Source organism: Cryomorphaceae bacterium 1068, assembly GCA_027214385.1.
In the GTDB taxonomy this organism is placed as follows: domain Bacteria; phylum Bacteroidota; class Bacteroidia; order Flavobacteriales_D; family Cryomorphaceae; genus JAKVAV01.
Genome location: JAPVXR010000001.1, coordinates 449521 through 462776 on the forward strand (window position 1 = coordinate 449521; position 13256 = coordinate 462776).

Below are 13256 nucleotides of genomic sequence, written 5' to 3' on the forward strand. Positions count from 1 at the left end.
CACCGTGTTGACGTATTTTTATGATTCGAAAGGACTGGGATGCAATTGTTATTGGTGGGGGCGCAGCGGGTTTTTTCGCGGCAATCCAAGCGGCTGAGAACGGAGCCAAAGTGATCATTCTTGAAAAGACTACAAAGTTTTTGTCCAAGGTGAAGGTGAGCGGAGGCGGACGGTGCAACGTCACCCACGACTGTGATTATCCAAGCCAATTGGTGAAGTTCTACCCACGCGGCTTGAAGTCCTTGAAAAAATCCTTCAACAAATTTGACGTAAACGATACCCGACAATGGTTTGAGTCGCGGGGAGTCAAGCTCAAAACCGAATCCGATGGTCGGGTTTTTCCGATTACGGATAATTCCCAAACCATCATCAATTGCCTGATGAAGGAGGTCGAATCGAAAGGGATTGAAATCCGAACCAAGTCGGAAGTCACCGAATTAAAACCCCACGAAAATGGATTTAGTCTGGAGCTGAAAAGCGGTGAGTCCTTCAAGGCCGATAAGGTAATTGTCACGGTGGGCGGCTACCCGAAATCTGAGAGCTACCAATGGCTGCGCGATCTCAGTTTAAAAATCGTCGAACCCGTTCCCTCGCTTTTTACCTTCAATGTTCCCGATTCGGATATGAAAGACTTGCAAGGACTCTCGGTGGATAACGGAATCGTATCTGTGCCAGGCAGCAAGTGGAAAGACGACGGGCCGATTCTTATCACCCATTGGGGTTTTAGCGCTCCTGCCGTGATCAAGCTGTCAGCTTGGGCCGCGATTGATTTACACTCCAGAAACTATCGATTTCCCATCCACATCAATTGGACGGGGCAAAGTGAGAACAGTGTGCGGTCAATCTTACAGGAAATGCGAAAAAATCATCCCACCAAACAGATTGCCAGCAATCCTCAGTTTGAGATTTCTAAACGGCTTTGGGAGCGTCTTTGCCAGAAGGCAGAGATTCCCGAATCGCTGAAATATGCCGATTTACCCGCCAAGACCATGAATCGGTTTATCGAAATCTTGGTGCGGTGCCCGTATCAGGTAGATGGAAAAACGACCTTCAAAGAAGAGTTTGTAACGGCAGGTGGTGTCGACTTGAGTGAAGTTGATCTAAGCACTTTCGAATCTAAGAAGCATTCCGGTCTTTTCTTCGCGGGAGAAGTACTCAATGCAGATGGCGTAACCGGCGGCTATAATTTTCAGCACGCTTGGACGAGTGGGTATTTGGCTGGTAAGACCGCAGGTGGTGCTAATTGAAAAACGTACTTTCGCCTGCCACAAGGCAAAACTAAACCGTTTACAGAATCTGCTCGAAAAAGCAAGATTAATCCTGACTACAAATTAATGACCCAGACTGCTCATCGAATTCAAGGCCTTTTATTGTTCATTTTTTGCGCTTTAACTCTGACCGGCTTTTCTCAGAGTGAGATCAGAGGCAAGGTCGTGAATGATTCAGGTGAGGCATTGCTTTATGCCAATGTGGTTCTTTTTTCGGCTGCGGACACTGGTTTTATCAAAGGAGCAGTGACCAATCAAGACGGGGAGTTCAATTTTTCATCCGTGGTCGCTGGAAGTTACTTCTGCGAGGTGAGTATGGTAGGTTTCACCAAGAGCGGTATTGATGTGTTTACTGTCGATGCCACTTCGGGAGATGTTGATCTGGGTGAGATCGCATTGAGTGATAATCTGGAATTGAAAGAAGTAGAAATCGTCGCCCAAAAATCCATGATCGAAGTACGTCCCGACAAAATTGTGTTCAATGTAGCTACGACTCCCAGCGTTTCGGGTATTGATGCTTTGGAATTATTGCGGAGATCTCCGGGAGTGAACGTAGATATGGACAACAATATCGCCTTGTTAGGCAAATCGGGCGTTCGGATTTTCATCAATGGAAGGCCTACCAGGCTTTCGGGAAATGATCTGGCCAACCTTCTCCAAAACATGGGGTCTGACAATATTGAGGATATTGAGATTATTTCGAATCCATCCGCGAAGTACGAGGCGGAAGGTGATGCCGGGATCATCAACATTAACCTGAAGAAAAATGTCGCAACGGGTTTCAACGGAAGTGCGATAGCTTCCTTTACACAAGGAGACTATTTTAGGAACAATCAAAGCGTAAATCTCAATTACGGCGGTGAAAAGTTGAAGGCCAACCTCGGCGTTAGTCGAGTAGATAATGAAACGTATGACAACTTTCGTGAAACAAGAATACAGAACGGCTATTCTTTTGAGCTCGCTTCAGATCAAATCAGGAATTTTGATGGTTATACCGTTACGACGGGATTGGAGTATACGATAGATGATAAGCACAGCCTTAGTTTCTCGGGGAATGCCATTCTTAATTCCAATAACGATGATCTCGAGAGTACCACATTCATTTCTCTGCTCGAAACGGGATCCTTGGACGAAATTCTGGAGTCACAGACTCTACTCGATCAAGAATCTTCGAACTACAACTTCAACTTAAACTACCATTGGAAACTGAGTTCCTCTTCCAAATTGTCGGCGGATATGAGCTTTGGGGATTTCAATTCGGAGGGAAGCACGTTTCAACCGAATACCTTTTTTGCTCCTGATGGCACAACAGTTATTGATGTTTCGGATAATGCTTTCGACTCTGATACGTACATCGATCTGTGGTCGGGAAAGGTCGATTATGAAAAGGATTGGGAGGGATGGAGCCTATCGGTCGGATCGAAATATGCAAGTATCATCACTGACAATCGTTTTGCTTTCTACAATGTGAATGACGGCGAACAGGTACTCGATCCTTCTCAAAGCAATGACTTTACTTACGAAGAGAAAGTAGCCGCCCTTTACGCGATAGCCGATGTCAAGCTATCTCCCAAATTTAACCTCAGTGCAGGACTTCGAATGGAGAACACGGATTCACGTGGAAGACTTGAAAGTGCCCAAGAAGTAGACAACAATGATGTAAAGAGAAACTACACGGACTTCTTTCCAAATGTAAGTCTTTCGTTCAGCGATGATAAAGATCACGCTCTCAGCCTTAGCGTAGGTCGCAGAATCACTCGGCCGAATTACCAAAACTTAAATCCGTTTGAATCACCCCTAAGTGAGCTGAGTGCTTGGAAGGGAAACCCCTTTCTCAGCCCAAGTTATACCATGAACTACCAGCTTACCTACGCATTCAAAAAGAAGCTGACCATCACCAATTCGTACAGCGAAACAACGGACTTTTTTGCCACGATTGTTGAGATTACCGGCGATCAAAGCAACGTCCTTATCCCGCGCAATATGCAGAACACTACGCGCTATTCCATCTCTGCGAGTTACCCTTTCGAGGTAAATGCATTTTGGGAGTTTATCGCTTTTGCCGATGGAGGTTATAACACCTATGACGGCGATTTGGAAGGAACTATTATCGACTTGGAGATATTGACCTGGAGCTTCAGAATTCAAAACAGCATATCACTACCATGGGGAGTGAAAATGGACTTGACGTATATGCGATACAGCGACTGGATCTGGCGTGGATCGGTCGATGTGGAGGGAAACCAGCGATTGGATTTCGGTTTTCGAAAGTCGTTTCTCGATGGCCAATTGGAGGTGCGAATTACGGGAAGTGATGTCTTTAGAACGGATAGTGATTACTTCTATCAGGGCGATTATGGCGGAATACAAACCGATGGAGCGAGATCCTTCGATAATCAACGTTTCGGAGCCGGAGCCACTTGGAACTTCGGGAATCAAAAGCTCAAAACCATGCGTCGATCAAGAGGGGCAATGGACGATGAGCTGAAGAGAATAAGCAACTAGACGAATTGTCTTTCTTTATTCCTTTTTCAGAGCAGCAATCTCTTTGAGCTTTTGTTTGGCACCCTCATTTTTGGGATCTAGCTCCAGCGATTTGCGATAAGCCGCCGCTGACTTTTCAAACTGCTCATTTTTAAAATACCCTTCACCCAAACTATCAAAAAGGTCGGCGTTATGCGGCATAAGTTTCGTCCCAAATTTGAATATTTCTATCGCGCCTTTGGCATCACCCTTATCATCGAGCCATTCATAGCCAATGGTGTTCACCATCCAAGAAAACCCCATTTGCTCGAACTCTTCCTCATTGATGGATTCTTCTCCGATTAGCTCTTCTAAGTAAAAGGTAGGGTGATCGGAATTATTGTATTGCTCATAGTTTCTGTATCCAGGGGAATCTTGCGGAAAGAGCTCGGCTATCATTACCTGATGGTCACCTTCTTGGATTTTTTCATCCAGTGTGAATTCAACAAAATTGGTGTAATCGTGAAAAAGATAAACCCTTACCGTGAGTTCTTGCAAGTCGTATACCGTAGTGTATTGTGTAGAACCTTCAGGACTCATCATGTTTTTCATGACTTCGCCGGTGTAATCGATTGTAGCCTTCCCTTCACTTTCAGAAAGGTATTTCATTCCATTTCTGAAATTAACCAGTTCTACTTCATCAGTAGATTCGATTTGAGAGTAGTAAAAATTTGAAAAGCACTGTTCTGGTTCAGATCCTAAGATCAGTTCTTCGCCTTCTACGATGAGGTAGTCACCGTTTTTATCGACAAAAACAATCATCCCCGTAGTTAAAAAGCTCAGATCGATGGTCGCTAAGTATTCTTTAATTTCAGCAACATCATTCATGGTTTGCATGATCTCGCGAACAGCATCGCTTATGGAAATCGAGACTTTACCCTCCGCATTGTTGACGGCCAGATAGTCCATGGCAAATCCATCAAAAACGAGTCCCGCGCTGTTCATAGCTCCTTGGGCAAAATTGTTTAGCTGGCCCATGTACATCACATCATAGTGACCTTTTTTACCTCCTTCAAACCAAAATTTCGAGTTTGGACTTATCCAGTCTTCATTGTTGCCAACAATGGTTTTTCCAGCCTTGGTGATTTTGAACATGCTGCAGGCGTGGCTGTAAAATGGGGTTGAAACGATAAGTGAAATCGCGACGAGAAGAGCTTTCATTTTTAACTTATAAAGTGAGCAAATGCGAATCTCCTATTTCCGAGGCAGAATGAAAATGCATTTTCAAACTATTAACAAATCGAACGAGCGAATAGTCAGTTATTGAGTGCGCTCGAATAGTTCGCTCTTATAGATAGGGGAAAGTTGTGACTACTCTTCCCACTTCAACGACTCGATCACAATCTCCTCAAAGCCCGGAAGGGTTCTGTAGGCAAAATCTACCTTCCAATCGGAGGTGTATTCATAACCCGCCTCCAAGTAGTGCTTCTCATCTGAGCGCATTCGACCCATCGTCGCATCGTTCTTTCGATAATTGATTACAGTGGGCATATCCTCATGAACAAGAAAATACTCAGGATGCGTTAAGTAGCCTAGAGGAGTGGTGTCGTATGGAATGAAACCAGGTATCCCGAACATGCCGCGTGCCCGCTCTTGCCATGGAACCATAAAGGCGTTAAGCCACTGGTCGTTTTTGCTTCCACTGGCTAAAAAGTCAGTATCGGTGCGGCTGAGCAGTAAATATTCGCTGCATTGAAAACCGCTTAATACGACTTTGATTCCCGCGTTCAGGACGACACGAAAAGCCTCCACATCTCTCTCGAAATTGTAATCGTGAACGGTGTTTTGCCTTAAGCCAGGTTGAAAGGCATAGCCCGTGGTGCGTCCCGCACAAAAGACAATCTCAGTAATTTGATCGGCCAATTCAGGGTGGTTCATTAGTACGGTCGCGACATTGGTGGCAGGTCCCAGAGCGAGTATGGCCATTTTTTCTTTTTTCAGGGCTTCCGCCAAAGCGTTCGATGCGTCCGTTTCCGTTCCCAAATCGTCGCAATCGGGTGAGCCTTTGTAAACGGGAATGTTTCTTTCGGGAGCGTATCTTTTCAGAATCTCCTCGGTGATTTCTTCGCCGTAATCCACCTCGGTGATAAGCGTGATTCCTGCAATTTCAATATTGTCTTGGGCCAAGGCCATAATCAGCGTTACGCCGTCGTCGATTTCTCGTGGTGCCCTTTCGGGGAGACCCATCATGATGTCGGTATCAAACCAAATTCTCTTCGGAGTCTCTTGTGAAAATGCCGTTTGGCAAAAGGAAAAAGCAAAAAGTGCAAGTGCGAGTATTCTCATAGGTTCAGTAAATTCAATGCTGTTTGAGTCAGTTCTTCCTTCTCTGAAATGGTGCGCGACAACGGCAGTTGTGCCACCCCAAAAAGGCGTCGCAAAATTTCAATTCCGGCAAATTGATCGGCGCGGAGCTTATCGTAATCGCCATAGCGCCGCAAAATGGTGTTGATGCCTCTGTTGCTCATTCCGCAAAAAATCAAGTGGGCTTTGAAAACTCCCAGCTCAAACTCTACAGGACCCGAGAAGCAAAATTCAGGATCGATGATTTTCACCCCCTTCTCGGTATCGAGCCAACTGCCTGGAAAGAAATCGCCATGGAGCAGTGCGGGCCCTTTTACCGAAAGGTATATGTCGCCGAGTTCTGTTGCGGTTTTGCGCAGTTCTGGGTTATTCAAAACATACTTTTTTGCAAGTGCTTGAAGTCCTTTTTGAGTCTCGTCGAGGTTCAATCCACTTGTCGGATTAAAAGGTATGTCAAAAATATGTTGGTGGTTTAGTTCCCTCATTTTGAAGTTTGATACAGCTGAGCTTTTTTGAGTCGAAGTGTGCAACAGCTGCAGAAACTCAACCAAATGATGCGTGAGGCGTGGAGGAAATTTGAGATCGGGTGAGTAGTATTTGGAATAGTCACCTTGTCGGCCCAAGTCTTCTATCACTTGAATGTGATTTTCGCCATCATAAAAAATCGCTCTAGGCAAATAGTGCGCTATTTTCTTAATTGACTTTGCCTCTGTGAAAAAGGTGTACTCCATCTCGGCTCGTTCTACCGGCGCAGCTATCGAGGGGTATTTCTGTACGAACGGATTGGCCTGTTTGACAATCAGGCTTCTCTCACTTAAATCAGCGCGCAAGGTCAGGTTCATATTTCCTTCTCCTGCCGTTGCCAAGTGAGTGATTTTTTCTTCGGTTTTGATCACCTCATTTTTCTTGAGGTAACTCTCTAAACTCGAGAGGTCTGTTACTTTGAGTTCAAATTTCATAGCTCTAAATCTGCTCTAAAAATAACTCAATTTTTTAAAAGATGTATCGCGCTCCGAACTGGAATTGACGTGGCGGAGAAGCAGAATTCAATCGGTAGTTGTATGAGTCTGGAGGGCCTACTTGGGCTTGGTTACTCACCGATCGCGTCGTATTGTAGCCCGACCAGTTTTGAGCATTGAACAAATTGAATACATCTGCGCTAAATTCAATTCCTTGATTGTCTTTCCCAAAGCTCCAGAGGTATTTTACCGAAATGTCGAAGGTAGCAGCCCAAGGCAATCTGTCCGTATTTTCATCGACGCCAGGCCATCGGTCGGCAGGTAGACCGAAGTTTTCTCCGTCTCCGTTTAGATCTCCTGTGAATCTTTGGTTTCCATCGTCATCAAAATAATAGAAAATCGTCGCATCAGCCACTCGTGTTACCGGCTGACCGCTTTGAATCAAAGCTGTTGGCGAAATGGATAATCCTTTGATAGGTTGATAAATCGTAACCGCACTCAATACATGGCGACGGTCATTCTCATCCCAGGTGTACTCTGCATCAAAATCGTTATTATCTTGAGCTCTGGTATTGATACTGCTGGTATTGCTTTTGGTCCAGCTCAAGGTGTAAAGCAATCGAAATCCGAGTTTACCATCGTTCACTTCTTTTTGGAGCATAAAGTTCAACGCGGTGTATTCTGCACGGCCATCACCTGTAGTCATAAAAACGTTTCTGGTTCCGCCTCTGAGCGTATCGCCTTGAACCACGCTATAGAAACCGGCATCATCGCTGAATACGGCGACGGGTCGGCTGGCATCTGCTTCGTCTCTTGATCTGGCTACGACATCGTCAGGGTCGATTCCCTCTTCAAAAAGATAAGGAGAGGCTACATTGAGATTCCTCACGACGTATAGATTTTCCGTACGCGTGTGTACCGCGTCAAATTTGAAGAGCGTCTCGTTATCGGGTTTGTATTGGTAACCAATAGAGAATTGATGACTGTATGGATTGTCCCAACCGTTTGGGTTGAGAATGCGTGTGTTGTTTCTAAATATACCTTCGCGCTCATCGCTGAGGTCTTCCGCGGTTGGCCCTTGCAAGTAGTCCACATCAGGAGCCGTGGCTTGGAGATTTCCTTCAAAGGTAATCCGATCTAAATCGGCATCGGCATCCAGTATTCCGAGTCTTTGAAGCTCGGCGAGCTGCGCTTTGAAATCGCTCGAGTTATTGCTGAACTGCAGCGCATCGCTGTAAACGGAGTACTTTATTTTATCGTAGAAGATCCCATAACCACCTCGGATCACACTGTTCTCAGTCAATTGAAAATTCAAACTGAATCTGGGGGCGATATTGTCCCAATCTCCCTCTGTTCCTCCTGATTTGGATAGATTGTCATAATCCCATCTCAATCCAATATTTGCCGTAAGGCGATTGTTGATGGACCATCTGTCTTCGATGTAAGCGCTAGTCACATTTTGAGTTCTTCCGAGTGATCTCGGCCGCAACTCCACATCGTATTGAAACACGGATGCATCAGACGGAACATCGTTTACATTCAAATCTGCACCCACGCCGCTATTGCGAATTTCGGCGAGTTGCTCTTCGTTCAAATCAACCAGGTAACTCCCGTTGGGATTCCCACCTCCTGTCAAGTTGAAATCGGAAGTGATGAATTCAACACCTGCCTTGATATAGTGATTTCCTGCATCGTAAAACCACTTGTTTTGGAATTGGTGCGTGTATTCTTTGTCGTCGAATATGGAACCTGCCTGACCAATAACTGCTATGGTCTGCTGCATAGGATCTCTTAGTGTCACAGAGGGGTTTTCGGGATTCACAGGCTGCCGATAATTCCAGCGGAAATAGCTGTGTAAGTAGTTTACCTCGGTGCTCAATCGGCTATTGATTACTCCGGTGTTTTTAAAGGCAATGAGGTACGTATCGTTGTCCTGAGCCGAGGCTGCCGACGGAAAGGTTACTCCGCCTTCCAGTCCACCACCTTGACGGTCTATGTAGATTCTTCCTACCTGTCCGCGAAGTGAGGATCGCCATTTGTTGGACCAACTGTGGTCTATTTTCCCGCTTATGAATGTGAAATAGTTGTTTCCACGAACCGTCTCGTTTACGTCGAGTTCGGGTGAATTCAAGAGATTGTCTTTGATGTCAATCGTTTGCTCTGCATTGATGTAAAGGAATGTCTTGTTCTTCTTGATGGGTGCACCAACTGAGAACCCGAATTGGTGGCGCTGGAAACCATCTTTCACCAAGTTCCCCGAAAGGTCGCGCTGAGCAAAATCAGAGGGTGAGTCAATCACCGATCCTGGGCGAGTCAAGTAAAATGCTTCACCCGTTACCTCATTTGTTCCTGAGCGACTCAGCACATTGACAATTCCATTGCTCGAATTTCCCCACTCTGCAGAGTAGTTATTGGTTAGAACGGTCACGTTTTCTACAAATCCAACGGGCGTGTTAATCTTCATGTTTCCCAGAAACCGCTCGTTATTGTCCATTCCATCTACGAGGTAATTGGTAAAGATTCCATTCAACCCGTTGATGCTGATATTTGGCCCTTCAGCGTATCCCAAAACAGCTTGGGTCACATTCGGTAAGCGGTACAAGCCCCTCGTCACATCGCGACCCTCGATGGGCATTTTCATAAACTCTTCTTTCTTGAGCTGACCTGAGACAGTAGCATCTTGCCGATTCATTTTGGCCATAGGCGAACTTGTTATCAAGACTTCTCCTAAGCTGGCCGACATGCGGTCGGGTACTTGCATCAAATACTTTTTGCCACCGTCTACGCTTAGTTCGGGTGAGGCGGTATACTGGTATTTGTTATTGTCTTCTACAAAAACGCGGTACTTAGCAGTGGCTTCCAAGTTTTGGAAAACCACCTCTCCCTTTTTATCGGTAAAATCGGAAATGATGTCTTTGGGGCCCACAAGAAATACCTCCATGCTATCTATTGGCGTGGATTGAGTCAATGATTTAAGGGTGATCGTGAGGGTTTGCGCTTGCGCAAAAAAAGGCAGTAAGGCCAAGGCACAAAGTGTGTATAGCTTTTTCATTAGAAAAGGATAAGTTTAAAAACGGGTGAACGGGGAATAGATACTTATGAGGCCAGTCGGAGGGGTGGAGCTCGATCAGAAATTTTAAATTCACTCAAGCGGAGGTTGATCGCAGGAGTGTAATTTCTACCCGTCGAAGGAACGGCAAGTATTCCTTTTATCTCCTTTCGGAAAAGAGTTTTTTTAGAATCAGATGAGAAGGAGCGGAGCCACCTTTTCAGCGATTTCTCATCGTCTACATCGATGAGGGTCGGGAGCTCCTCATATTTCCCCAGGAGGCTGCCGAGTCTTGCGTGAGTCTCTCCCGGAACCTTGAGAGCTCGGCAAAATGCCGTTTCTTTAAAATCCTTTTCTCGAATACCGATGAGGTAGTTTCCTCCATCGAGGGAAGGTCCCAAAACGGGATTTCCATCGGCAAGCTCATTTGCTGCTTGAATCAGAGTCTTCGCATCAAGATCAGGAGTGTCGTTTCCAACGGCAATGACATTTTGATAGCCTTTGGCGAAGGCCTCCGAAAAAGCGTGAGCGAGTCTTTCAGCCAGGTTTTCACCTTCTTGATTCGCTTCGTTTGAGAGAAGTATTGTCAGTCCTGTCGCTCTAATGGTGCTAAGCGTGTGGCGACTGAGTCGGTCGATTAACCGACCATGGACATCTCTTTCAGAAAAGCGGTTTCGCTTATAATCTTCGCCGGCGCTGCGGGCGAAATAGATGATAGCGGTTTTAGACGGGTGAAGCATATTTTAATCGATTCAAATCACCTACGTGTGAAAATGACGATCAGATTTGAAGGGTGCAATATGAATATTAAAAATGAACTTAATTCTCGATGGAAGATCATTTACAGTGTTATGTCGCCAGTGCGGCAAGTAGGTGGTCTAATTGCCTCCTTTAATGAAAGTTTTGGATACCTCGCTACCATCTTTCCAATGAAATCGAGCAACGTAACCACCTGACAAAAGAGCGATTAAACGCTCTCGGAGATAGTATTGTTCGGTTATCAAAGAGGTGCTGATCAGTTTTCCGTGGCTATCGTAGAGCTCCATACTTATTGGTGATTCCCCTGTCCATGAAAAGAAGACCACATCAGTGGCAGGGTTTGGGTACACACGTATGGTTTGGCCCTTCGCTGGATTTTCAAAGCGGTACATATTGTCTAGGCGCACATCTTGCGACGTAATTCCTACTCCCAGAAATGCTGAATGGCCAATGGAAAAAGCGAAGGCCCCTTTTAACGGCACAGAAGGAATTGGTGCGGTTTCGGTCCATTGGTCATTAAATGCATCGTATTCAAATACTTGATTAAGGTATTCCAAATTTACGTTTTGACCTGCCGCTATGTAGCCTTTTCCACTAAAACTGAATTCAATGGCGTAATATCGATTCGCACCGGGGAAATCACCTTTTTGAAGCCATTGGTTAGTCGCAGGATTAAATTGCCACCAGTCATTGGCAAAAGATTCGTCTTGTAGTCGACCGAGTCCTACATAGCCAAAACTGCCTGAACTCATACCGATGGATTCGAATCGACGTCCTCCCGGAAAATCGTTGAGCTGAGTCCATACATCTCGTTCAGGATCGTACTCCCAGAAATCTTCAAAATAGTCGTCTCCGTTTCTTCCGGTACCGACGTATGCCTTTCCGGCAATGGAGAACGCAATGGGCGAGGATCGAGGCTCTCCGGGAAAAGGGGCTTTTTCCGTCCAAGTATCCGTTTCCGGATGATAAGCCCAAAGCTCGTTGAGGTACCCTGATTGTCCGAATCCACAGACGACATAGCCGGTGTCAGCTACTGTAAAACGACCACAATACTGACGTGGCTCAGATGGAAGTGAAGCCACTGGGCTCCAAGAGTCTAAATTGGGATCGTAAGCATAAAAATCGTTGGTGAGAACGAATCCTTCTGCAAACCCTGTTCCCGCATACCCTTTGCCATTTATGGAAAAAGCGATTCCATCATCTCTCGACAAGCCAGGGAACGGACTGATTTCAGCCCAGCTTTGGCAGAAAGTCGAATAGCAAAATATTGAGAAAACGATTAAAATGGCTAGGCGCAGCATCCCGCAATTAACGAATCAAAACACAAATTCTTATCGAAGCAAAGCCTCGTTCCTGATGAAGCTTTACTGCTGTTAATTAGAATAGTCTAGTAGAACTCTATTTCGTTTTACTATCAGAGGCCTTATTCCTATTTTAACCAGAGATTAGAAGTATTTGTTTTTTGCATACTCTAAATCTTGGAATGGAAACCAAGTGATGGAGAAGTAAAAGACGCTGGCGTTGAAGTTTTCATATGGCTTGACTACAACATCACTGTCTGTTCCATCGATCCGAACGGTTTCAGAAAAATTAGGGTCAAAGAAATCAGTTAAATAGTACTTCGCTTTAAGCGAAAAACCCTCTGGTAGCTGAACTCCTACAAAAACGGCTTGTTGAAAATCTTCCGTGCGATCAGAGAACCAATCAGTTCGTTTTCTTAGCTTATCTCCACCGTCAAACTCCTTTTCCTTGTAGTGAAAAGGAAACTCGATTTCATAACCAGCGAATAAAAACAAAGGATTTTCCTGATCTAGCCTTCCGGCTTTAAAACCTAAGGGTATACCCAAATTATAGGTGCGGAATTTCTTTCGATCAATGTCTTCATCTTCAAGATCGATTTGATCGGCTTTCACAATGAAACCGACATTTCTAAATCCCAAACCAAGGTTTAAGCCAAAATGGTCGCTTACATCGTAGTTGTAGTGCCACGCCATGTTGAATACGGGAGACCAACGCATGTTTTGCTCTACATCAACCCCATCCGGTGTATCAAACTCAGCGAATGAAAAGATCATTTCTCCTTCGAATGAGACATAGCTTTTATTGGAACTGTAATCGTTTGATGCATCTTGTGCTGAGGCACTTGTTGCGAGGCCAAATAAGGCGGCGATAATAAAGCGTCGGAATGCTTTCATAATTAGGTAATTCTATTGAGGCCGAAAATAATAAAATAGATGATTATCATGGCTATAAAGAGTAGCCAAATTTTCTTGTAATGCGGTTTTAGGCGGTTCAAATCTTTGCGGTAAGCAAGCGCCATGGCGGTAACGAATGCCACAACAAAAATCCCTGCGAAAACCCAATGGCCTGGTGTGATGTTTTCCATATGACTTA

General features: G+C 45.1%; 10 protein-coding genes. 2 read left to right on the plus strand and 8 right to left on the minus strand.

Going from position 1 to position 13256, the window contains the following annotated elements:
* Positions 1-20 precede the first annotated feature (20 nt).
* Together O3Q51_01965 and O3Q51_01970 are read left to right on the plus strand one after the other, a co-directional pair.
* Entirely contained in the window at positions 21-1247 is a 1227-nt protein-coding gene (locus O3Q51_01965) for an NAD(P)/FAD-dependent oxidoreductase (GenBank protein ID MCZ4407557.1), read from the plus strand.
* An 87-nt stretch (positions 1248-1334) separates the two neighbouring features.
* Positions 1335-3773, plus strand: a complete 2439-nt coding sequence (locus O3Q51_01970) for a TonB-dependent receptor (GenBank protein ID MCZ4407558.1) — start codon at positions 1335-1337, stop codon at positions 3771-3773.
* 15 nt (positions 3774-3788) lie between these two features.
* Here O3Q51_01970 and O3Q51_01975 read toward each other — a convergent pair whose 3' ends face one another.
* The 8 genes from O3Q51_01975 to O3Q51_02010 all read right to left on the minus strand — a co-directional run bounded on the left by O3Q51_01975 (position 3789) and on the right by O3Q51_02010 (position 13248).
* Positions 3789-4952 (minus strand): hypothetical protein, encoded by a 1164-nt coding sequence (locus O3Q51_01975; protein ID MCZ4407559.1) that lies wholly within the window; start codon positions 4950-4952, stop codon positions 3789-3791.
* 150 nt (positions 4953-5102) lie between these two features.
* Positions 5103-6077 (minus strand): nucleoside hydrolase, encoded by a 975-nt coding sequence (locus O3Q51_01980; GenBank protein ID MCZ4407560.1) that lies wholly within the window; start codon positions 6075-6077, stop codon positions 5103-5105.
* On the minus strand, positions 6074-7054 hold the full coding sequence (locus O3Q51_01985; protein ID MCZ4407561.1) for a phosphotransferase: 981 nt from the start codon (positions 7052-7054) through the stop codon (positions 6074-6076). Before O3Q51_01985 ends, O3Q51_01980 begins: the two co-directional genes overlap by 4 nt.
* A gap of 34 nt (positions 7055-7088) precedes the next feature.
* Entirely contained in the window at positions 7089-10106 is a 3018-nt protein-coding gene (locus O3Q51_01990; protein ID MCZ4407562.1) for a TonB-dependent receptor, read from the minus strand.
* Positions 10107-10150: 44 nt separating this feature from the next.
* A complete protein-coding gene (locus tag O3Q51_01995) occupies positions 10151-10843 on the minus strand; it encodes a DUF2064 domain-containing protein (GenBank protein MCZ4407563.1) in 693 nt (230 codons plus the stop codon).
* A gap of 138 nt (positions 10844-10981) precedes the next feature.
* Positions 10982-12163 (minus strand): T9SS type A sorting domain-containing protein, encoded by a 1182-nt coding sequence (locus O3Q51_02000; GenBank protein ID MCZ4407564.1) that lies wholly within the window; start codon positions 12161-12163, stop codon positions 10982-10984.
* Positions 12164-12307: 144 nt separating this feature from the next.
* On the minus strand, positions 12308-13057 hold the full coding sequence (locus O3Q51_02005) for an outer membrane beta-barrel protein (protein ID MCZ4407565.1): 750 nt from the start codon (positions 13055-13057) through the stop codon (positions 12308-12310).
* A 2-nt stretch (positions 13058-13059) separates the two neighbouring features.
* Positions 13060-13248, minus strand: a complete 189-nt coding sequence (locus tag O3Q51_02010) for a hypothetical protein (GenBank protein MCZ4407566.1) — start codon at positions 13246-13248, stop codon at positions 13060-13062.
* Positions 13249-13256: the final 8 nt, after the last annotated feature.

What these genes read in the sequence shown, in the direction of transcription:
- O3Q51_01965 (MCZ4407557.1), top strand. Translation starts at nt 21, where the DNA reads ATGATTCGAAAGGACTGGGATGCAATTGTTATTGGTGGGGGCGCAGCG.
- O3Q51_01970 (MCZ4407558.1), top strand. Translation starts at nt 1,335, where the DNA reads ATGACCCAGACTGCTCATCGAATTCAAGGCCTTTTATTGTTCATTTTT.
- O3Q51_01975 (MCZ4407559.1), bottom strand. Translation starts at nt 4,952, where the DNA reads ATGAAAGCTCTTCTCGTCGCGATTTCACTTATCGTTTCAACCCCATTT.
- O3Q51_01980 (MCZ4407560.1), bottom strand. Translation starts at nt 6,077, where the DNA reads ATGAGAATACTCGCACTTGCACTTTTTGCTTTTTCCTTTTGCCAAACG.
- O3Q51_01985 (MCZ4407561.1), bottom strand. Translation starts at nt 7,054, where the DNA reads ATGAAATTTGAACTCAAAGTAACAGACCTCTCGAGTTTAGAGAGTTAC.
- O3Q51_01990 (MCZ4407562.1), bottom strand. Translation starts at nt 10,106, where the DNA reads ATGAAAAAGCTATACACACTTTGTGCCTTGGCCTTACTGCCTTTTTTT.
- O3Q51_01995 (MCZ4407563.1), bottom strand. Translation starts at nt 10,843, where the DNA reads ATGCTTCACCCGTCTAAAACCGCTATCATCTATTTCGCCCGCAGCGCC.
- O3Q51_02000 (MCZ4407564.1), bottom strand. Translation starts at nt 12,163, where the DNA reads ATGCTGCGCCTAGCCATTTTAATCGTTTTCTCAATATTTTGCTATTCG.
- O3Q51_02005 (MCZ4407565.1), bottom strand. Translation starts at nt 13,057, where the DNA reads ATGAAAGCATTCCGACGCTTTATTATCGCCGCCTTATTTGGCCTCGCA.
- O3Q51_02010 (MCZ4407566.1), bottom strand. Translation starts at nt 13,248, where the DNA reads ATGGAAAACATCACACCAGGCCATTGGGTTTTCGCAGGGATTTTTGTT.